Origin of the sequence: Actinoplanes sp. NBRC 101535 (assembly GCF_030269225.1) — a bacterium.
Lineage (GTDB): Bacteria > Actinomycetota > Actinomycetes > Mycobacteriales > Micromonosporaceae > Actinoplanes > Actinoplanes rectilineatus.
Map to the genome: position 1 here is coordinate 138130 of NZ_BSSY01000002.1, position 20594 is coordinate 158723.

Here is a 20594-nt window from a genome sequence, read left to right on the forward strand (position 1 = left end):
CAGCGGGGGCGAGCGAGGAGCACGCGGTGGATGAAACAGGGCATTCCGGAGACGCCGGAGCCGCAGTGGGTGGCAACGGTGCCGACTCGCGTGACCGCACACGGGTGAACGGCTGGGCCAACGCCGACGGACCGTGGACGAACGCGGGCACGGCGGCGGAGCAGGAGGCGGACGTGCCGACATGGCGGCGTTCGTCGGACACGCGTGGCTTCGGCCGGCAGCAGTTCCCACCCGAACGCACCTATGGCTCGGCGCCCGCGTCCGGCATCCCGGCACCGTCCGGCTACCCGGAAAATTCTCCCGAGATTCCCCCTTCCGGGACGGGAACACCGGGGGAGCAGACCTGGCAGACCCCGAACGGGGCGACTCCGGGCGAGCAGACCTGGCAGACCCCCGGCGCTGCCGGCGAGCAGACCTGGCAGGGGACGTCCGAACGCGGCCGTCTCGCCGACATCCTCGGCCGGCGGCGCGCTCCCGGACCCGACGGCCCGGGACACGGCCCCGCCCCGACGTCCGGCGCCGGCGCACGCGGCTTCGACGCGCCCTCACCGAGCAGCGCCCCGCCGTACCCGTACGAGGGCGACCTGGACGACTCCTACCGCGGGCCGTCCCCGGCGGCGCAGCGCGCCTCGGTGCCGATGGCGCGCCCGCCGATGCCGGCCGGCCGTCCCGGCTGGGCGCAGCCCGAGGAGAACGACACGGACCGTCCGGAACGCTCCCGGCACGCCCTGGTCAGCGACACCCTCTCGCAGGGTCTCCGGGTGGACAGCGCCCTGGTCGGCGACAAACTGCCGACCGACGAGGAGACCGGTGCGGCCCGGTCGGCGTACGACTCGCCCGGCTTCGGCCGCCGGTCGTTCGAGCCGGCCCCGACCTCGTTCCCCGGATTCGCCGGTGAGCCCGAGGCACCCGCCTCGCCCGCCTCCCCGCTTTCCGCGGGATCCCCGCTTTCCGCGGGATCCGCCGCCGATGCGGAGGCCGAGGCCAACGGCGCTCTCCCGCAGCGCGTCCCGGGCCAGCTCGAGATGCCCGGCGTTCCCGAGGCGCCCGCCGGGGAACCCTCGGCCGAGGTGCCCGCCCTGGCCCGCATCGCGACGCACCTGCGCCGCGGCGACGTGCTGCCGGTGCAGGAACGCCAGGAGGGCTTCGACGTCCAGGACATCCTGGCCGCGGTCCGCGAGGTCGACGGGGTCCGCGACGCCGCGCTGCGGACCACCCCGGCCGGCGCGCACAGCCTGCGCCTGGACCTCTCCGACGGCGCCGACCCGGCCGAGGTGAGCCGCCAGGTGGCCCGCCTGCTCCAGGACCGGATGGGCCTGGACGCCAACCTGCCCGGCGACGGCCTGGCCGCCGCCCTGGCCCGCAACGCCCCGTCCCGGCCGGCGCCCGGTCCCGGCCCGGCCCCGTTCGTGCCCGGTCAGATCAATCGCGCCTCGGCGTCCGCGCCGGTGTCCGCGATGCCGTCCGCACCCGCCTCGGCGCCGCCGCAGCCGATGCTCCCACCGCAACCGCCGGCCCCGGTGGCGCCCGCCTCGGCACCCCCGGCCGCGCCCTCGCGTCCGGCGCCGTTGTCGTCGGCTCCGGTGTCACCCGCGGCGGCCCGGGTCACGGACCGTCCGTCGGCGTCCCGAGCCACCGACCTCGCCGCGTCGTCCCTCACCGGGTCGTCGCGGGCCACCGACCGTGCCGCGACTGCCCGTGCCGGTGATCGTGGCGCGGGGTCCAGGCCCACCGACCTCGCCGCTGCGGCCGTGCCGTTCGACGGCAGCAAGGCCCGGCCGCTGGATCCGGGCGACCACCCCGGCCCCCGCGTCGTGATCGAGAACGTGCACGTCAACACGTTCGGGGCGGACGCCACCGTCGAGGTGCGCCTGCAGGCCGGCGGACGGACCGCGGCCGGCGTGGCCACCGGCCCCGCGGTCGACGGCTACCTCCTGCGCCTGTGCGCCACCGCCACCGCCGGCGCGGTCGACGACCTGCTCTCCACCTCCCGGCACACCGACGGGCCGGCCCGCTGTTTCGTCGAGCACGCCGCCCAGGTGTCGTTCGGATCGATGCAGGTCGCCGTCGTGGTGCTGCTGCTCTCGTCGGCCGGCGGGTGGGTCGAGCAACTGGCCGGCTCGGCCGTGGTGACCGGTGACGATCGGCATGCGATGGTTCGCGCCACATTGGCCGCCGTCAACCGCCGGCTCGAGGCACTCTTGGCGTGATGAGAGGCGCGGTGCTTGCCGACGACAGCGTGCTGTCGCCGGAAGAGGGAGAGGCACCGCCGCCGTGGCCCGCACGCCGGGTCACGGTCGGCGGCGCGATGCTGCACGTCCGCGACACTCCGGCCGTCGCGCCGGGGGCCGAGCCCGCGGTCTACGTGCACGGGCTGGGCGGCTCGTCCCAGAACTTCACCGACCTCGCCGCGCTGCTCGCCGGCCGGCTCGACGGTCAGGCCGTCGACCTGCCCGGCTTCGGGTACAGCGACGCCATCCCGCGATACTCGATTCCGGCGTTCGCCGCGATCCTCATCGAATACCTCGAGCAGGACGGCCGCGGGCCGGTCCACCTGATCGGCAATTCGCTCGGCGGTTCGATCTCGGTGCGGGTGGCGGCGTTACGGCCGGACCTCGTGCGTACCCTCACGTTGGTCTCGCCGGCGATGCCGTTCCTGGATCCGCGCCGCACCGCGCAGGGCCCGGTCCTGCCGTTGCTCGCGGTGCCCGGCGCGGAACGCCTGATGGCCTGGGCGCTGACCCGGCTCACCGCCGAGCAGATGGCCGAACAGGTGCTCGCCGCCTGTTTCGGTGACACCAGCAAGGTGCATCCGCAACGCCGGGCCGAGGCGATGGAGGAGATCCAGCTCCGGTACACCGTCGCCCACTACCCGAAGGCCTACCTCGGCACGCTGCGCGGCCTGGTCAGCAGTTTCCTGCGGGCCTATCTGCCCGGGGTGAACTCGCAGTGGCGGCTCGCCTCGCGGGTGGAGGTGCCGACCCTGGTGATCGGCGGTCTCAACGACAGGCTGGTCGATCCCCGGGTGCCTGCGCAGGTGGCCCGGACGGTGCAGGACGGCCGTCTGCTCATCCTGCCGGGCGTCGGTCACGTCGCCCAGATGGAGGTCCCGCGCTGGTCGCCCGGGCGGTCGTCGGCATGCTCGACGACGTGCGCGCCACCGCGGCCTGAGATATGTGCTGCTCAGCACAACTTTGTCCTTAAGGTCTGTCTCGGGTGGGAACGCGGGGCCGGGTGTGCCAGGCTGCAACGCGATGATCGCCCGTCTCGCCACCCTGTTCCGCCGCGCCACCGAAGTCGGCCTTCCCCGGATGGTCGCCCGCGCCACCAGGTTCGACCTCTCTCAGGTGGTCGCCGCCGAAGCTCTGACAGCCGAGGAGAGAACACGTAAGTCTTGGCTGGTGATAGTCGCGTCCCTGCTGATGGTGCTCGTCGCCGGACTGCTCGGTGACCGGATCGCCGCGGACGTACCGCAGGTCCCGGTGGCGGCGGACACCTCACCCGTCCCGGCGGTCTCGCCGGTGCCGACCGAGACCATGGCGGTGCCGTCGGAGACCTCCGCCTCGGCTTCGCCCTCGGCCACGACCTTCCCGGCGCCCGGTGTGCTGCGTCTGTCCGGCAAGGTGCCCACCAGGGGTTCCGGCGAGTTCTCGTACGCGAACCTGCGCAGTCCCGTGCTCGGCACCAAGGGGAGCCTGCTCCGCTTCCGGGTGGCGGTGGAGAAGGGCAGCGGCGAGGACGTGTCCGCCTTCGGCGAGCAGGTCCGCGCGATCCTCGGTGACGACCGCAGCTGGATCGGCGACGGCAGACTGCGGCTGCAGATGGTGACCGGCACCGAGAAGGCGGACTTCACGGTGTACCTGGCCACCCGGCAGACGGCGGGCGCCATGTGCCTGCGCGGTGGCACCAACATCCGGATCGACGGGGTGCCGTACACGTCCTGCCGTACGACCGGCAAAGCGATCATCAATCTGGACCGCTGGCGGCTGTCCTCAACCCCGTACCTGTCGGCGAAGATCGACTTGGCCCAGTACCGCCAGTACGTGATCAACCACGAGGTGGGCCACGAACTGGGGCATCGCCACGAGGGTTGCCCGAAGGCCGGCGGTCCCGCGCCGGTGATGGTGCAGCAGACGCTGACGTTGCGCGGCTGCCTGCCGTACTCCTGGCCGCGCCGCAACGACCGGTCGCTCTCCGGTCCGCGCCTCTGATCCGCGGCTGTTCCTGCCGGCCGGTGTGATCCGGCCTCGTGGGCCCGTGGCCCGGCCGGGTCGCCGCGGTGTGCGGGGAGTTCGGGGTGGGGCTGGAGGGGCCACGACCGGATTCCGGTGCGGAAATCCGAAACTCCTGTGACAAGCGGCGAGTCGTGGCAGGCTATCGCTTGCTATGGCAAACGCGACAAATAGCCCCGCTGGTCCGGATGATTCCATCCTCGACCGGCGTGCGCTCGCCGAACGTTCCCGCGTCGAAGCCGCCCTGCTGGCCGGATTGTCTCCGACCGCGGCCGCACGCGTGACCGGCGTCGACAGTGAGGCTGACGTCGCGGCCCAGACCGACGCACGCGGGACGCGAGTACGCGGCACGGAAGCAGGTGAACGGTTGAGCCGGGACGGAACGCCATCGTTCACGCGAGGCAGCGGAGAACCGCCGGTGCGGTCCCGTACACGAACGGTCCCCGCGACGGCGACGGGAAGAACCATGGTCACGGCCTCCACCGAACCGCCCCGCCGCACGAGCACCTCCCCGGCCGCCCCGGATTCGTCCCGCCAGGCCGCCCCGGATTCGTCCCGCCAGGCCGCCCCGGATTCGTCCCGCCGGGCGGGCGCCGCCCCGAGTGCCGGTGCCCGGTCCGCCGACGCCCGCTCCGGTGGATCTGCGGCCCGAGGATCGGCGCGTTCCCGGACCGCCACCGTCACGTCGTCAACCGCCACGGCCACGACCAGGACCGCAGCCGCCAAGGCCGCGGCGAAGTCGGTGTCCTCACGAACGACGGCCGCCGTGTCATCCGGCACGTCACCCGGTACCAAGTCCGTGGCCGCGAAAGCCGCCAAATCGGCGGCCACCAGGCCCGCGAAGTCCGTGACCGCGAAGTCCGTAACCGTGAAGCCGGTAGCCGCGAAGCCCGGGACCGCGAAGACGTTGGCGGCGAAGTCCGAGGCTGCCAAGACGGTGACGGCCAAAACCGTGACCGCCAAGACTGGGCCGGCCAAGACGGTGAGCGGGAAATCGGTGACCTCGACGTCCGGCCCCGCGGAGCCGCCCTCGCCGAAGTCCAGCCCTTCCACTCCCGCCAAGTCCCTGTCCAGGCCGGACGCCGGAGGCCGGTCCGCAACCGGTGCCGGTTCAAGTCTTGGCGCGGGTGCGATCAAGCCGCCACCGAAGGCCGCTGCCAAGGCCGTGAACAGGCCTTCAGCGGCAGCGGCTCGTCCCGGCGCCGCGGGCAGGCCCCCGGCGAAGCAGCCGGGCACCACCGTCGACGGCAAGACGAACACGCCGTCGGTGAGCCCCGTCAAGACGACGCTCAAGTCGTCAGCCGCTCCCTCGGCGCCGACGGCGGGTTCATCGGCCGCGGTGAAGTCGACATCGAGCCGGACTCCCACTTCGTCGAAGCCGACCGCCCGCAAGACGACCAGTTCCGCGAAGCCCGGCGCTTTCACCCCCGCCCGCCCCTCCGGCGAACCCGATGTCTCCGATTCGGCGGGGACCGCGGGCACACCGCCCGTCGGCACCGCCGGCCCCTCGGGAACTATCGGCACCTCCGGAACTGCCGGCACCCTGGGAGCTTCTGGTACCTCGGGAGCTTCCGGCACCTTCGGAAGTGGTGGAGCCGCGAGGACCGCTGGAACGGCCGGTGTGGCGAACGGTCGCGGCGGCGCGCGGGAAACCGCCCGCGGTTCCGGTCCTGATCGGCCACGCCGCCGCTGGACCCGGCCCGCGGTGATCGACACCGGCATGATGCCGACGGAGTCCTTGATTCCCGAGACTCCGACCGCTCTCGAGCAGCCTCCGCCGCCGCGTACCTCCCGCCCTCGCCGGAACATGACCCGCCCGGACTCGTCCACGACCCCGGGCCGGCCCGACACCCCGAACAGCGCTGACAGGAACCTCGCCGCGATCAGGCCCGGCACCTCGGACGAGGGTGCCGCAGCGCGCCAGACCGCTGCACCGGGCGGGACCGCTGCACAGGGCAGGACCGCTGCACAGGGCGGGACTGCTACGCCGGGCGGGACCGGTGCACCGGGCGGGACTGCCGCACCGCGCAGGACCACGGTCCGCCGGGAAAGGCCCGCCGCCTCACCCGAGACGTCGCACCGAGCCGTCGACCTGGCCGCCGAGCCCTGGGCTGCCGCCGGCATCCGCGCGGCCGCCGACCGTACCGCGGCCGGCCGCGCCACCGACCAGACCGCCGCGGAGAACGCCGTGGCAGCCCGAACCGCCACCGACCACATCGCGGCCGCGGGCGCCGCCGCGGCCCGTGCCGCAGCCGCCCATGCCGCAGCCCTCGAAACCGCGGCCACACGCACGGCAGCTGCCGAAGCCGCCGCGGCTCGAGCTGCCGCCACATCCGCCACCGGCCAGACAGCCGCGGGTCACCAGACATCCGCAGGTCACCAGACATCCGTGGGCCACCAGACATCCGTGGGTCAGCCTGCGCCCGCCAACGGTACCCAGCGCCTTTCACCGGGCGGCCCGCAATCGTCCCCGTCCGGACCCTTCGCGTCGCCGACTGCCGATCCTCCGGCCGCCGTTCCCTCCGTCGCGAATCCTCCGGCTCCGGCGAACGGCTACGCACCGCACAACGGCAACGCACCGCACAACGGCAACGGCAACGGCAACAGCAACGGCAACGGCAACGGCAACGGACACACGAGCGCACCCGGGGCCCAGGCCATCCCGAACGCCGCGCCCGGGTCCGGCTTCGGCCCAGGTACCGGCTTCGGCGCGAATGCCGGCCCGGGCGCCGCCCCGAACTCCGTCCTGAACCCAAACTCCGTCCTGAACCCGAACTCCGTCCAGAACCCGAACTCCGGCTCGACCTCCGCCGCACGGAACGGCTCCCCCGGAAACGTGAACGGAAGGCCCACGAACGGCGGACCCACGAACGGAAGGCCCACGAACGGCGGACCCACGAACGGCGGATCTACGAACGGTGGGGGCGCGAACAACGGGTTTGCGAACGGCCATGCCGCCACCACTCGACCCGCCGATCCTGACGACGCGATTCTGGGGGCGGAGCCCGTACCCCTGTTGCCTGATCCGCCTGCCCGGTGCTCGCCGCACCCAGCCGGCACCCCCTTCGGGCCGCGCCCTCCGGCCGGTCCGCAGCATCCCTCGAACGGCAACCGCCCGCACTCCCTGACCCCGCCGGATCCGATCGGCTGGGCCGCCGAACGTGCCGTCGAACCCGCCAACCCGCACACCGGACTTCCCGGCACCTCGTCCGGCGCTCCGTCCGCGCATCTTCCCGCCTGGCGGGTCGCGGATCCCACGTTGGAGGCCGACGCCCGCTATCCGCGGACCACGAACCGTCCCGCCACCGGCCTGCCGGACAGTGTCCGTCTGCCCGCCGAACTGCCGGACAACCTGTGGCCGCCGCCCGGTCTGCTGGAGTCCGCCCCGGTGGCCAACGTCGCCGCCCCGGAGGTCCTGCTGCCCGCTGTGGCCGCCGCGCCCGCACCCGTCGACGACACCGCCACCCGGGAGTCCCCGGCTGTCCCGTCCGAGTCGGGTGACGCCTTCCTGCGCACCGTGATGGCGAGTGCGGAGACGGAGAAGGCCGGCCCCAGCCCCCGGGTGCGCCGTCGCCGTCGTGGTGTCGCGGTCGCCTACGTGGTGGTGGTGACGGCACTGGTCCTGGTGGGCGCGCACCTGTTGCAGCAGCGGTCCCGGACGGTCGATCCGGTCCGGGACGCCGTCCCCGCGGTGGCCGAGCCCGAACAGAGAGAGCCCGAGCAGAAGGAGCCCGAGCAGAACGAGCCTGACCAGAAGGAACTCGAACCCACGGAGCCCGCGGAAAAGCAGACGCCTACCGCGGAGCCCGAGACCCAGGGCAAGGCAGGGGATTTCCGGTACGCGAAGACCCGAGGCCCGGTCCTGGGCACCGGCGGACGCCTGCACCGTTTCCGGGTGGCCGTCGAGGAGACCCTGGCCGAGCCCGCCCCCCGGGAGTTCGCCGACGCCCTGGATCTGATTCTCGGCGACGACCGCAGCTGGGTCTCCGACGGCCGTCTCCGGATGCGCCGGGTCGCGACCGCCGCCGGCGCGGACTTCACCGTCTACCTGGCGTCCGCGCGTACGTCGGAGGTGATGTGCGCGACCGGCGGCCTGGAGACCGAGGGGTTCACGTCGTGCCGGCTCCCCGGGCAGGTGATCATCAACGCGGACCGGTGGGCCGGCGGGATCCCGGACTACGAGGGTGAGCTGGAGAAGTACCGGCGGTACGCGGTCAATCACGAGGTCGGCCACGAGCTGGGGCACGGTCACGAGACGTGTCCGGGCCGGGGTGAGCCGGCGCCGGTGATGATGCCGCAGACGTACGGCCTGCGCGGCTGCGTCCCGAACGAGTGGCCCTATCTGGACGGTGAACGGTACAGCGGTGAGCCGGCCTCCTGATTATTCCGCGATCCCGCATGTCGGGCCGTGTTCGACGTCATGGGCACATCCGCCGTGTACGAGCGACAATGGCAGGCGATCCTTACCTCCGAAACCACCGAAACCCGGGGAGTGAACTGTGGCTCTGCCCCCGCTCGTCGAGCCGGCCGCTGAGCTGAGCATCGATGAGATTCGTCGATACTCACGCCACCTGATCATCCCCGACGTCGGGATGGACGGGCAGAAACGGCTGAAGAACGCCAAGGTGCTCGCGGTCGGCGCGGGCGGTCTCGGCTCGCCGACGCTGCTCTATCTCGCCGCCGCGGGTGTGGGCACGCTCGGCATCATCGACTTCGACACCGTCGACGAGTCCAACCTGCAGCGTCAGATCATCCACGGCGTCTCCGACATCGGCACGCCCAAGGCGGAGTCGGCGGCGCGCAGCATCGCCGAGGTCAACCCGCTGGTGAACGTGGTCATCCACAACACCGCGCTGGACCGCGACAACGTCAAAGAGATCTTCAGCCAGTACGACCTGATCGTCGACGGCACCGACAACTTCGCGACGCGCTACATGGTCAACGACGCCGCGGTGCTGCTCGGCAAGCCGTATGTGTGGGGTTCGATCTACCGGTTCGACGGTCAGGCGTCGGTGTTCTGGGAGGAGCACGGTCCCTGCTACCGCTGCCTCTACCCGGAGCCCCCGCCGCCCGGCATGGTGCCGAGCTGCGCCGAGGGTGGTGTCCTCGGTGTGCTCTGCGCGTCGATCGGCTCGATCCAGGTCAACGAGGCCATCAAGCTGATCACCGGCATCGGTGAGCCGCTGGTCGGCCGTCTGATGGTCTACGACGCCCTGGAGATGGAATATCGCAAGATCAAGGTCCGGAAGGACCCGGCCTGCGTGCTCTGCGGGGACAACCCGACGCTGACCGATCTGATGGAGGACTACGACGACTTCTGCGGCGCGGTCTCGGTCGAGGCACAGGAGGCGGCGACCGGTGCGACCATCACGGCCCGGGAGCTCAAGGACTGGCAGGACACCGGCAAGGACATCTTCCTGGTCGACGTGCGCGAGCAGGCCGAGTGGGAGATCAACCGGATCCCGGGGGCGACGCTGATCCCCAAGGGCGACATCCTTTCGGGTACGGCGTTGTCGCAGTTCCCGCAGGACCGGCAGATCGTGCTGCACTGCAAGTCGGGTGTGCGGTCGGCGGAGGCGCTCGCGGCGCTGAAGGCGGCCGGGTTCAAGGACGCGGTGCATGTCCAGGGTGGCATCGTCTCCTGGGTCAACACGGTTGACCCGTCGCTTCCGTCGTACTGATGCTTGTCACTCTGGGGGGTCATGAAATTGACTCCTCAGAGTGATGACGGCACCACCGAAACGGACCATTGCGACAGAAGTCTTTTCGGTCCGGCGAAAGTCGGCGACGAACGGTAGCGTCGCAGCGTGGTCGATATTGACGCCGCGATCGGGTACGTGGTCGCTCACGGCGACCCGATCGAACGGGCCCGGTTGTCCTATCTCCGCACCGGTCAGCCCGCGCCCGACGACGTGGTCGACCGCATCGCCTCGGGGCAGATGCCGGAGGGCGGCTGGCCGGCCTCCGCCGAGGGTGCGGTGCCGTCCATCGATGCCACCTGTTTCCGGCTCAGCGAGCTGGACGATCTCGGTGGTCTGCGTGGTCCGGTGGTCGACCGGGCGCTCGCCTGGCTGACCGGCGCGCAGCGGGGTGACGGCACCTGGCAGGAGCATGAGGCGCTGGCCGGTGAGGCGCCACCGTGGGCGATGCCCGGTGATCCCGAGGCGACCCTCTACCTGACGTCGGTGGCCGGTTTCTGGCTGACGTCGGCGGCGGTCGAGGCCGACCCGCGCCAGACCCGCGCGCCCTACGGTGAGGCGCTGACCCGGGCCGCCGGCTGGGTGGTCTCGCAGGTGCGGCCGGACGGCACATGGCCGTCGTTCCTGGCGGCGGGCTGGCACGCGGCCGGTCTGCTCCATCAGCAGCAGTTCTTCTACGAGTCGGCCCGGGTGCAGCAGGTGCTCGGCGACCGGCTGCCGGACATGTCCCCGGCGGATGTGGCGTCGATGGCGGCCGCGTTGCGCCGGGTCAACCTGGGCGACGACTGGCTGTTGCAGAGCGCCCGGAAACGGCTGGCGGAGACGCAGCGCAGCGACGGTGCCTGGGACAGCAACGAAGGCCCGCTGTTCGACGTGAACATGACGCTCACGGCGTTGCGGGCCTGTCGCTGATCTTCAAGGGAGGGTCAGGCCTCGGCGGTGACCTCGACCTTGCCGCGGGTGCCCCAGCGCATGTTCACACAGGTGAACATGGCATAGATGCGCCAGACCCGCAGCACCGTGCCGGCCCAGATCGCGGCCAGCGGGGTGAGGAGCCAGGTGCCCATCTGGTACGCCGTCGACTCCGTGCTGCGCCGGATGGTGAGATACCGCAGCATCACGCCGTAGTAGATGCCGCCCTGGATCAGCAGGAGCAGCCCGACCGTCTTATGGTTGCTCAGGTCCTGGGTGGCGAGGACACCGATCAGGCCGGCGGTCGCCAGCGCGTACTGGCACCACTTGAGCAGGTGTCCCCAGAAGGCGAAGCGGTTCATCGGCAGGTACCGGAATCGCCAGATCGACCGGATGAACGAGCCTCGCATCCAGCGGATCTGCTGGTTCTTGTGGTGCTGGAAGGTGGTCGGCATATACGTGAACGCCCACGCCGTCACCTGCTGCACGGTCTTGCCCTTGAGCAGGGCGTAGAGGGTCAGCAGCGAGTCGTCGCTGATCCGCATCTCCTGCCGGTTGAACGTTTCGTTCAGGTACGCGTCGACGTTGTCGTCCACCACCTCGGCCCGGTAGTAGGCCAGCGCGCCGTAGTTGACCAGGACCGACTTGAACTGGGACAGCATCGACCGGTCGGTGAACTGCAGGGCCACGTACCAGAGGTCCATCACCCGGGTGAAGAGGTTCTGCCGGACGTTGGCCGCACCGACCATCGCCGCGACCGACATGATCTCCGGGTCGGCGAACGGCTTGACCGCCTCCTCGGTGGCGTACGGGTCGAGCACGCTGTCACTGTCGACCAGGGCGTAGATGTGGCACCAGTCGACGTGTTCACGGGCGGCCATCTGGGCGTGGCGTTTGCCGCGGTTCACCGTGCGGGTCCAGTAGCCGCTGACGTCGGCGTCCCGGCATGCCTGGTGGAACCACTGTTCGAGCTCGGTGTAGTCGACCAGGTCGCTGCCGTCGTCGCAGACGCTGATCGCCTGCAGCGGCCGGGTCTGCGCCAGCATCGACTCGATCGACTGGCGGACGATCGCAGGGTCCTCGTTGTAGACCGGCATGATCACCGCGATGCTGAGGTTCTCCAGCTCATCCCACTGCTCGTCGGTGACGGTCCGGGGCCGCTCGAAGTACGAGCAGGCCAGCTGCCAGGCGAGCATGAGGAACAGCAGCGCCCAGATCACGCTCAGGGCGGCCCGGCCGGTGGAGACGTAGCCGTCCACGGCGATGACGTGGTGGATGCTCCAGGTGCCGAGCAGTACCAGAACGACGGCGGCGATGACGAGTGCCCGGGGTTCCCGGTACACCACGCTCAGGCGGTTCTTCGGGGTTTCGTCGTTCACGCGTCGGTCGCCTTCTTGCCGCGGCGGAAGCCGAGACGGGCGGCGGTCGCGCCAATGAGGACCAGGGACAGACAACAGGCAGCGATGATCAGCGGCAGCATGCCGTGCATGGGGTGGGCCTTTCCGTTCACCCGGGAGTGGCCACCGGGTGCGAGGGGGAGCGGGGGAGGGAGAGTCAGAGCGTCCGGCGGGTGGGGAAGCCCGGCAGACGGTAGGTGGTGTCCAGGACCGCGGGCTGCCCGGCGAGCCAGGTCAGGTCGGCGTCCGGGTGCGCGGTGTGCACGAGGACCAGGTCCCAGGTGGTGGCGGCCGGGTCGGTCTCGGTCCGCATCCGTCGCCCGTGCACAGTCAGCTCGTCGACGAGCTCGTCCTGGTAGGCGACCTGCACACCGGAGGCCAGCAGCTCCTCGATGATCTCCAGGGCCGGCGACTCCCGGACGTCCGCGACGTCCGGCTTGTAGGTGACCCCGACGACCAGCACCCGGGAGCCCTTCATCGGCTGTCCGCGTTCGGCGAGGACCTCACGGGCCCGCTCGACGACCTGGCGGGGCCGGCCGGCGATCAGCGACATCGCCGACTCGACCAGCGGAGCGGTCCGGCGTTCGCCGCGCATCTGCCAGAGCAGGTAGTGCGGGTCGCAGGGGATGCAGTGGCCGCCCACGCCGGGGCCCGGGTAGAACGGCATGAACCCGTACGGCTTGGTGGCCGCCGCCGCGATGACCTCCATGATGTCGATGCCCATGCTGCGGGAGGCGTCGGCGAACTCGTTGGCCAGGGCGATGTTGACCGCGCGGAAGGTGTTCTCCAGCAGCTTGGTCATCTCCGCGGTCTCCGGCGATTCCACCTGGTGGATGGAGGGTGTGACCAGCGACAGGACCGCGGTGGCGCGGGCGGTGCAGGCCGCGGTGACGCCGCCGACCACGCGGGGGGTGCGCTCCTGCGGGTACACCGAGTTGCCCGGGTCGATGCGTTCCGGCGCGAACGCCACGAACACGTCCCGGCCCACCTCGAAGCCGCGCTCCTCCAAGGGCTTGATCAGCAGGTCGCGGGTGGTGCCCACGTACGTCGTCGAGGTGAGCAGGATGAGCTGGCCCGGCACGGCCTCGTCGACGACGGTCCGGCAGGCGGCGCGAAGTGCGGTCAGGTCGGGCACCAGGTGCTTGTCGACCGGGGTCGGCACACACACGATGACGGTGCCGGCCTGCGCGATGGCGGCCGGAAAGCGGGTCAGGGTCAGGGCGGGGGTGTTGCGGTGGGTACGCAGCCGGTCGTGGTCGGACGCGAGCAGGTCGACGTTGCCCCGCTCGATGTCCGCGATCCGTTTGGTGCTGACGTCAAGGCCGATCACCTGGTTACTGGCGGCTGCGAAGGCGAGTGCCGTCGGCAGGCCTACGTATCCGAGTCCGACGATGGCGACGCATTCGCCGTGTGTCGCGTCCGGGGACGGGACGGATTGCGTGTTCATCGAGGTCGACAAGGACAATTTACTTACTCTCCCCGTGCAATGCACCGCGCCGTTTCACGTGGTGCGCCCGAGGACGCCGGTTTCGTCGCTAGCTCCCCACCCGGATACGACGACCAGACTCATCCGGGTGGATCAACGCTTCGTCCACAGCCGGTGTCGACCGGCTGCGGCGCTTACTCTGCCAGCGGGCAAAGCGGACATCATCCGCATTGCGGTTAGTCCCAGCAAAACGGGCGTATCGGCCTGGCTGGCCGAACGGTCAGCGGGTGTGCCCGTTGCCGGTCACGACGTACTTCGTCGAGGTCAGCTCGGGCAGCCCCATCGGCCCGCGGGCGTGCAGTTTCTGCGTGCTGATGCCGATCTCCGCCCCGAACCCGAACTCACCCCCGTCGGTGAACCGGGTCGACGCGTTCACCATCACCGCGGCCGCGTCCACCCGGGCCGTGAACCGGCGCGTCGCGGTCGTCGACTCGCTCACGATGGCCTCGGTGTGGCCGGTGCCGTACCGGCGGATGTGGTCGAGGGCGTCGTCCAGGGAGTCGACGACCGACACCGCGATGTCCGCGGACAGGTACTCGGTCTCCCAGTCCTCCGTCGTGGCCGGGACCACCGAGTCGCTGTAGCCGGCCACCCGGGCGTCGCCGTGCACGGTCACGCCCTTGACCTCGAGCTCCTCCAGGACCAGCGGCAGGAACGCGTCGGCGACCTCGGCGTGCACCAGCAGCGTCTCGGCGGTGTTGCAGGTGGACAGGCGCTGCGTCTTCGAGTTCAGCGTCACGGCCAGCGCCTTCTCCAGGTCGGCGGCGGCGTCGACGTAGACGTGACAGTTGCCCACCCCGGTCTCGATCACCGGAACCGTGGACTGCTCCACCACCGTCTTGATCAGGGAGGCGCCGCCGCGCGGGATCAGCACGTCGACCAGGCCGCGCGCCCGCATCAGCTCCTTCACCGAGTCGCGGGTGGTGGCGTCCAGCAGCTGGATGGTGTTCACCGGCAGACCGGCGTCGGCGACCGCCTTGCGCAGCACCGAGACGATCGCGGCGTTCGACGAGAAGGCCGAACCGGAACCGCGCAGCAGCGCCGCGTTGCCGGACTTGAGGCAGATGCCGGCGGCGTCCGCGGTCACGTTCGGCCGGCCCTCGTAGATGATGCCGACCACGCCGAACGGCACCCGGACCTGCCGCAGCTCCAGACCGTTGGCCAGGGTGGAGCCGCGCACCACGTCACCGACCGGGTCGGGCAGGGCGGCCAGCTGCCGCAGGCCGTCGGCCATCGCGACGATCCGCTCCGCGGTCAGCGCCAGCCGGTCGATCATCGCCTCGCTCTGGCCGTCCTCGCGGGCCTTGGCGATGTCCACCGCGTTCGCGGTGACGATGTCGTCGGACCGTTCGATCAGGCGGTCGGCCATCAGCAGCAGGGCGACGTCCTTCTCGGCGCGGGTGGCTCCGGCGAGGTCGATGGCGGCGACCCGGGCCGCGGACGCCTGCTCCAGCACGCTCATGGTTGACCTTCCAGATCTCAGAGAAGCACCAGGTCGTCCCGGTGGACGACCTCTCGTTCATATCCCGGCCCGAGGGACGCGGCCAACTCCGGCGTGGACCGTCCGAGCAGCGCGGGCAACTCCACCGCGTCGTAGTTGACCAGCCCGCGGGCCACCGGCGTGCCGGAATCCGCGTCGATCAGGTCGACCGGGTCACCCGCCGCGAACGAACCGTCCACCGCGGTGATCCCGGCCGGCAGCAGCGACTTGCGCCGGGCGACCACCGCCGCGACCGCGCCCGGGTCCAGGTGCAGGCGACCGCGCGGGGTGGTGGCGTGGGCCAGCCAGAACAGCCGTGCCGCGGGACGGCTCGACGCCGCCTGGAAGAGCGTGCCGACCTCCTCGCCACCCAGCGCCGCCTCGGCCAGCGGCGCGGCGGTCAGCACCACCGGGATGCCGAAACCGGTGGCGATCCGGGCCGCCTCGACCTTGGTCACCATGCCGCCGGTGCCGACGCCGGACCTGCCGGCCGCGCCGATCGCGACACCGGCCAGGTCGGTGTCGCCCGCGACCAGCGGGATCCGCCGGGACGCCGGGTCGGCCGGGCTGCCGGTGTAGAGCGCATCCACATCGGAGAGCAGCAGCAGCAGGTCGGCGTCGGCCAGCGCGGCCACCAGGGCGGCCAGCCGGTCGTTGTCGCCGAACCGGATCTCCTCGGTGGCGACCGTGTCGTTCTCGTTGACGATCGGCAGCGCGCCGAGGTCGAGCAGCTTGCGCAGGGTCTGATAGGCGTTGCGGTAGTGCGATCGCCGGGTCACGTCGTCCACGGTGAGCAGCACCTGGCCGACGGTCAGGCCGTGCCGGGCGAACCCCGCGGTGTAGCGCGCGATGAGCAGCCCCTGGCCCACCGAGGCGGCGGCCTGCTGGGTGGCCAGGTCGTGCGGCCGGCGGCGCAGATGCAGCGGGGCCAGGCCGGCGGCGATGGCGCCGCTGGAGACCAGGACCACCTCCCGGCCGTCGGCCGACAGCTTGCCCAGCACGTCGACCAGGGCGTCGACCCGTTGCTCGTCGATGCCACCCTCGGCGGTGGTCAGTGAGGACGACCCCACCTTCACCACGATCCGGCGCGCGCCGGTCACCACTTCCCGCACCAGGCCCATTGTGCTCGGCCGGGTACCGTCGATCCGCGTCAGATCCCATATCGTGGCGGGTGATGACACCTCAGGAGTACGTCGAAGAGGTCCTCAGCCTGGTCGAGCGGATTCCGGAGGGCCGGGTGACGTCCTACGGCGCGATCGCGGACGCCCTGGCGGACCGGTCCGGCCGCAACTCACCCCGGCAGATCGGCGGCATCATGTCCCGGCACGGTGGTGGTGTGCCCTGGCACCGGGTGGTCAACAGTTCCGGGGGGCTTCCGCCCGGCCACGAGCAGGAGGCCCGCGCCAGGCTGCTCGCCGAGGGCGTACCGATGCGCGGTGAGCGCGTCGTGATGACCAAGGCCTTCTGGACACCCGTCATCTAGTACGCCTGGCGTCAGCCCACCAGGCCCGCGAGCCGCCCCGCCCCGCGCATCTGGAACTCGAAGAAGCCCCGCCGGTCCCCGTCGACCGAGTGGTTGAGCTGGCCGAACAGTTCCGAGCTGATGGCGCCGCAGAGGTGGAAGAACCCGCTGATCGTGGCGCCGACGACCCAGCCGGGCAGCCCGGGGTAGTACGTGGCCGCGAGTTCGGTCAGCTCGTCCGCGTACCCGCCGGTGGTCGTCGTCGCCGGCTCGGTCAGTTGCCCGGCGTGGTACGCCTCGGCCAGCGTCGCCCCGAGCAGGAGCAGCACCCGGGTCGCCGGGACCACGGTGTTCTGCGGCGCCTGATATCCCGGCACCGGGCTGCCGTAGATCAGCGCCCATTCGTGCGGGTGCTCCAGCGCCCAGTCGCGGACCGCGTGTCCCGCCGCGAGCCATTTCGCCAGTGGGGTCGCACCCCGTTCCGCGGCCTGTTCGGCCCGCTCACCGACCGCGTCGTACGCATCGATGATCAGTGCCGTGAGCAGCTCGTCCCGGCTGGCGAAGTAGCGGTAGACCGCCGAGGACGCCATTGCGAGATCCCGGGCGACGGCCCGCAGTGACAGGTTCGCCCCGTCGGTGGCCAGGTGCCGTCGAGCCACCGTCTTGATCTCTTCGGTCATCTCGGCCCGGACGCGGGCCCGCAGGTTGGCGGCGCTCATGGCGCCCAGTGTGCCACAACGAGAGCAGTGCTCTTGCTTTTCGGTCGGCCCCTGTGGGACTGTTGTTCTCAACAGAGAGCACTGCTCGCAAAGGAGATCACCATGGCCCAGCATCTCGTCATCGGTTCCGGCCCGATCGGCTCCGCGGTCGCCGGCCGCCTCGCCGACCGCGGGGAGAGCGTCCGGGTCGTCACCCGCAGCGGCAGCGGCCCCGACCACCCGCTGATCGAACGCGTCGCCGCCGACGCCGCCGACCGGGCCCGCCTCACCGACCTGGCCCGCGGCGCCGAGGTGGTCTACAACTGCGCCAACCCGAAATACACCGAGTGGGCAAAGCTCTGGTTCCCGATGAACGACGCGATGATCGCCGCGGCCCGCTCCGCCGGCGCCGTCTACGCCATCACCGGCAACCTCTACGGCTACGGCCCGCAGCCCGGCGGCCTGATGACCGAGACCAGCCCGCTCGCCGCCACCGGCCGCAAGGGCCGCATCCGGATCAAGATGTGGCAGGACGCCCTGGCCAGTGGCGTCCGCACCGTCGAGGCGCGGGCCTCCGACTACGTGGGCGGCGGCGCCAACAGCGTCTTCTCCGCGGTGATCCTGCCCGCCCTGCTCAAGGGCAGCAGCTCCGCGATGGCCCCGGCCGACGTCGACCTGCCGCACAGCTTCACCTACACCGGCGACATGGCACAGACCCTGATCACCCTGGCCGCCGACGACCGGGCCTGGGGCAAGGCCTGGCACGTGCCGTCAGTCGCCCCGCTCACCATCCGCGAGCTGACCGACCGCTACTGCGCCCTGGCCGGCGTGGCACCGCTGACCCTGCACAGACTTCCGCGCTTCGTGATGCGCACCGCGGGCCTGGCCGTCCCGATGGCCCACGAGCTGGCCGAGATGGACTACCAGTTCTACGCCCCGTTCATCCTCGACGCGTCCCTGACCGAGCGCACCTTCGGCCTCACCGCCACCCCGCTCGACGTGGCCCTCCGCGAGATCGCCGACAACGCCGCCGCCACCGCCGCCCGCACCATGTGACCCGCTGCTATCCGCGCTGTTCCGGTCAGACGGTGAAGAGATGCAGTTTCACGCCGAGGGAATCGGCGAGGCGGTGGAGATCGCCGGGATCACTGGTCACCACGGCGGCCTGATACTGCACGGCGGTGGTGACGACGATCGCGTCCACGACGTCGGCGGTCCCCGCGGCGCCACAGGCCACCCCAGCGGCCCGGCCCGTCCGCTCGTCGTCCGGCCGGATGTCGCAGCCCTTCAGGACCCGGGAGATCTGATGCTGTGGGCCGCCGCGCCAGGCCTGCGCCAGAACCACGACCGGCACGATCGGCCGGAGGTGAGCGATGGTCAGTTCATCGTGCAGGGCGAGAAAGTCCGGATTGCGTCGTTCGGCGGCGAGCAACGCTCCGGTGTCGTAGACGACGGCACGCATCAGCTCGCGGCCTGCCACGGTTCGTCATCGAGCAGCCCGGCCTCGCTGAGAAAGTTCCGGGCCCGCCGGCGCGATTCCTCCGGCAACTTTCCGTGCTCGTCCTCGTACTCCGCGATCAGTTCCCGGGAGGCGGCACGAGCCGCCGCATGCAATGCTGCGACTTGGGCCTTCTCCACGGCGGCCTCGGCCAGCCATGCGGACACCGGTTTACCTTCCCCGGCGGCCGCCGCCTTGATCGTCTCTTCGACCTCGGGCGGCACCGAGATCGACAGCTTTCGCGCGCTCATATCCCCACCATAACTCTGGTAGGAACGCGTTCCTACCACCTTACGGGTGAAGGAGAAGGCCCACACCGCCGCGGCGAGGGTCGCCGGCGGCGCCCGCCAGGCCCACCGCGGAGACGCCGCCGAAGTAGTGGTTGGCGTCCGGCCACTGGACCACCTGCCAGCCGGCCCCGCGCAGCTCCGCCAACTCCGCCGGGGCGTACCCGGCCTCCGCGTGCACCGTCTCCTCCACCACGTGGAACCGGGGGCGGCCCACCGCCTCCGGCACGCTCAACCCGTCCACCAGCACACCCAGCAGCGTGTCCACCAGGGCGGTCCGGATCCGCGACGCGCCCGCCGAGCCGGCCGCCACCACCAGGTCACCGGTCGGCCCGACCACCACCAGCGGGCACATGTACGACGCCATCCGCCGCCCCGGCACCAGTTCCTCGGTGAGCAGTTCGCCCTCGCCGAGCATCGAGTTCAGGTTGATGCCCAGTCCCGGCAGCCAGATCCCCGCGCCCAGCCCCAACGTCGTGGTGATCACGCACGCGTTGCCGTCGGCGTCGACCACCGACACGTTGGTGGTGTCGCCGACCCGCTGCGCCCCGGTGTTGCGCAGCGCCGACGCCACCCCGGGCGCCCGGCCCGGCCGGGACAGGTCGGCCGGCAGCGCCCCGATCGTGTCGACGGTCCGGTTCAGGTCGTGCCGGGCGAGAACCCGGTGCCCGGCGAGCATCGCGCAGTCCACCACCGTCGACTCCACCCGGTATCCGGCCAGGTCGGCCGGCCCGATCGTGCCGCCGGCCGCCCGGACCGTGTCGACGAGCAGCGCGGCGTACGGCCCGGTGTAGAAGATCTCCGGGCCGTCGGTGGCCAGCACGTCCATCGCCGTCGCGAGCCCCGGGTGGAACAGCAGCTCGTCGCCTTGGAGCAGTCGCCCGCCCGGCTGGTACAGCGCTGCCCCCTCACCCCACGCCAGCGCCGGCGCACACGATGCGAGGCTGCGTGCGTGGGCCGCCGGCAGCAGCACCCCGGTCCGGGCCAGTCCCGCCGCCGGGGCCACCACGTCCCGCCAGGGGAGCCGCCCCCACCGCCGGTGCACCTCACCGAGGCCGGCCGGCACGCCGGGAACCGCCACGCTGGCCCCGCCGATCGAGTACGCCTGCGGCAGCCCGCCGAAGAACACGTCGATGGTGACCATCGGTTCGGCCTTGCGGTCGCCGTCGAGGCCGGGCACCGCGACGAAGAAGTCGAGGCAGGTGACCTCGCCGGTGGCCGCGTCGAAGTAGGTGGCGAAGCCGCCACCACCGAGCCCGGTGTAGACGGTCTCGGCGACGCAACAGGCCAGCACGGAGGCGACCGCGGCGTCGGCCGCGCTGCCCCCGGCTTCCAGAATGCGTATCCCGGTGCGTGTGGTCGCCGGATGACTGGCGGCGACGCCGGCCGCAACGCTTGTCATGCGGCGAGCGTAGGCGGCGAGGGCCGATCATGGTTACGATG

16 protein-coding genes and 1 pseudogene are annotated in these 20594 nt (G+C 71.5%); 8 read left to right on the top strand and 9 right to left on the bottom strand.

Annotated features, from left to right (window positions below; genetic code table 11):
* Nucleotides 1-26: 26 nt before the first annotated feature.
* From QSK32_RS05560 to QSK32_RS05570, 3 genes and pseudogenes are all read left to right on the top strand, one after another.
* Nucleotides 27-2210 carry a Daple gene (locus QSK32_RS05560; RefSeq protein WP_285471374.1) on the top strand — a complete coding sequence of 728 codons (2184 nt, stop codon included), beginning with the start codon at nucleotides 27-29 and terminating at the stop codon, nucleotides 2208-2210.
* Nucleotides 2210-3171, top strand: a pseudogene (locus QSK32_RS05565) (alpha/beta fold hydrolase). Before QSK32_RS05560 ends, QSK32_RS05565 begins: the two are co-directional and overlap by 1 nt.
* Nucleotides 3172-3401: 230 nt before the next feature.
* Nucleotides 3402-4211, top strand: a complete 810-nt coding sequence (locus QSK32_RS05570) for a DUF3152 domain-containing protein (protein WP_285471635.1) — start codon at nucleotides 3402-3404, stop codon at nucleotides 4209-4211.
* Nucleotides 4212-6294: 2083 nt separating this feature from the next.
* Here the strand turns inward: QSK32_RS05570 and QSK32_RS05575 are convergent.
* Entirely contained in the window at nucleotides 6295-6612 is a 318-nt protein-coding gene (locus tag QSK32_RS05575; protein WP_285471375.1) for a hypothetical protein, read from the bottom strand.
* Between the two features lie 636 nt (nucleotides 6613-7248).
* Between QSK32_RS05575 and QSK32_RS05580 the strand changes: the two genes are divergently transcribed.
* The 3 genes from QSK32_RS05580 (at nucleotide 7249) to QSK32_RS05590 (ending at nucleotide 10843) form a co-directional block, all read left to right on the top strand.
* Nucleotides 7249-8613, top strand: a complete 1365-nt coding sequence (locus QSK32_RS05580) for a DUF3152 domain-containing protein (RefSeq protein WP_285471376.1) — start codon at nucleotides 7249-7251, stop codon at nucleotides 8611-8613.
* 118 nt (nucleotides 8614-8731) lie between these two features.
* The gene (moeZ, locus tag QSK32_RS05585; RefSeq protein WP_285471377.1) at nucleotides 8732-9913 is read left to right on the top strand and encodes an adenylyltransferase/sulfurtransferase MoeZ; all 1182 of its coding nucleotides are present in this window, start codon (nucleotides 8732-8734) and stop codon (nucleotides 9911-9913) included.
* A 126-nt stretch (nucleotides 9914-10039) separates the two neighbouring features.
* Entirely contained in the window at nucleotides 10040-10843 is an 804-nt protein-coding gene (locus QSK32_RS05590; RefSeq protein WP_045745232.1) for a prenyltransferase/squalene oxidase repeat-containing protein, read from the top strand.
* A gap of 14 nt (nucleotides 10844-10857) precedes the next feature.
* Here the strand turns inward: QSK32_RS05590 and QSK32_RS05595 are convergent, their stop codons facing one another.
* From QSK32_RS05595 to proB, 4 genes are all read right to left on the bottom strand, one after another.
* Nucleotides 10858-12222, bottom strand: a complete 1365-nt coding sequence (locus QSK32_RS05595; RefSeq protein ID WP_285471378.1) for a glycosyltransferase — start codon at nucleotides 12220-12222, stop codon at nucleotides 10858-10860.
* 175 nt (nucleotides 12223-12397) lie between these two features.
* The gene (locus QSK32_RS05600) at nucleotides 12398-13687 is read right to left on the bottom strand and encodes a nucleotide sugar dehydrogenase (protein ID WP_285471379.1); all 1290 of its coding nucleotides are present in this window, start codon (nucleotides 13685-13687) and stop codon (nucleotides 12398-12400) included.
* A gap of 259 nt (nucleotides 13688-13946) precedes the next feature.
* Entirely contained in the window at nucleotides 13947-15188 is a 1242-nt protein-coding gene (locus QSK32_RS05605) for a glutamate-5-semialdehyde dehydrogenase (protein ID WP_045745226.1), read from the bottom strand.
* 17 nt (nucleotides 15189-15205) lie between these two features.
* Nucleotides 15206-16318: a glutamate 5-kinase gene (proB, locus tag QSK32_RS05610; protein WP_211275477.1), complete on the bottom strand. Its 1113-nt coding sequence runs from the start codon at nucleotides 16316-16318 to the stop codon at nucleotides 15206-15208.
* A 62-nt stretch (nucleotides 16319-16380) separates the two neighbouring features.
* Between proB and QSK32_RS05615 the strand changes: the two genes are divergently transcribed.
* Nucleotides 16381-16689, top strand: coding sequence for an MGMT family protein (locus QSK32_RS05615; RefSeq protein ID WP_285471380.1), 309 nt, complete (start codon nucleotides 16381-16383; stop codon nucleotides 16687-16689).
* A gap of 11 nt (nucleotides 16690-16700) precedes the next feature.
* Here the strand turns inward: QSK32_RS05615 and QSK32_RS05620 are convergent, their stop codons facing one another.
* On the bottom strand, nucleotides 16701-17387 hold the full coding sequence (locus QSK32_RS05620) for a TetR/AcrR family transcriptional regulator (protein ID WP_285471381.1): 687 nt from the start codon (nucleotides 17385-17387) through the stop codon (nucleotides 16701-16703).
* Nucleotides 17388-17489: 102 nt separating this feature from the next.
* Here QSK32_RS05620 and QSK32_RS05625 point away from each other — a divergent pair, with 102 nt between their 5' ends.
* Nucleotides 17490-18422, top strand: coding sequence for an NAD-dependent epimerase/dehydratase family protein (locus QSK32_RS05625; protein ID WP_285471382.1), 933 nt, complete (start codon nucleotides 17490-17492; stop codon nucleotides 18420-18422).
* 25 nt (nucleotides 18423-18447) lie between these two features.
* Here the strand turns inward: QSK32_RS05625 and QSK32_RS05630 are convergent, their stop codons facing one another.
* Genes QSK32_RS05630 through QSK32_RS05640 form a run of 3 tightly spaced genes read right to left on the bottom strand, consistent with a single transcriptional unit; the run spans nucleotide 18448 to nucleotide 20553 of the window.
* A complete protein-coding gene (locus QSK32_RS05630) occupies nucleotides 18448-18846 on the bottom strand; it encodes a hypothetical protein (protein WP_285471383.1) in 399 nt (132 codons plus the stop codon).
* Nucleotides 18828-19115 carry a type II toxin -antitoxin system TacA 1-like antitoxin gene (locus QSK32_RS05635; protein WP_285471384.1) on the bottom strand — a complete coding sequence of 96 codons (288 nt, stop codon included), beginning with the start codon at nucleotides 19113-19115 and terminating at the stop codon, nucleotides 18828-18830. The genes QSK32_RS05630 and QSK32_RS05635 overlap by 19 nt, the downstream gene beginning before the upstream one ends.
* A 40-nt stretch (nucleotides 19116-19155) precedes the next feature.
* Nucleotides 19156-20553 carry a gamma-glutamyltransferase gene (locus QSK32_RS05640; protein WP_285471385.1) on the bottom strand — a complete coding sequence of 466 codons (1398 nt, stop codon included), beginning with the start codon at nucleotides 20551-20553 and terminating at the stop codon, nucleotides 19156-19158.
* Nucleotides 20554-20594 lie beyond the last annotated feature (41 nt).

Coding starts and splice junctions, on each gene's coding strand:
- QSK32_RS05615 (WP_285471380.1), top strand. CDS start 16,381: ATGACACCTCAGGAGTACGTCGAAGAGGTCCTCAGCCTGGTCGAGCGG.
- QSK32_RS05620 (WP_285471381.1), bottom strand. CDS start 17,387: ATGAGCGCCGCCAACCTGCGGGCCCGCGTCCGGGCCGAGATGACCGAA.
- QSK32_RS05640 (WP_285471385.1), bottom strand. CDS start 20,553: ATGACAAGCGTTGCGGCCGGCGTCGCCGCCAGTCATCCGGCGACCACA.
- QSK32_RS05605 (WP_045745226.1), bottom strand. CDS start 15,188: ATGAGCGTGCTGGAGCAGGCGTCCGCGGCCCGGGTCGCCGCCATCGAC.
- QSK32_RS05600 (WP_285471379.1), bottom strand. CDS start 13,687: ATGAACACGCAATCCGTCCCGTCCCCGGACGCGACACACGGCGAATGC.
- QSK32_RS05625 (WP_285471382.1), top strand. CDS start 17,490: ATGGCCCAGCATCTCGTCATCGGTTCCGGCCCGATCGGCTCCGCGGTC.
- QSK32_RS05635 (WP_285471384.1), bottom strand. CDS start 19,115: ATGAGCGCGCGAAAGCTGTCGATCTCGGTGCCGCCCGAGGTCGAAGAG.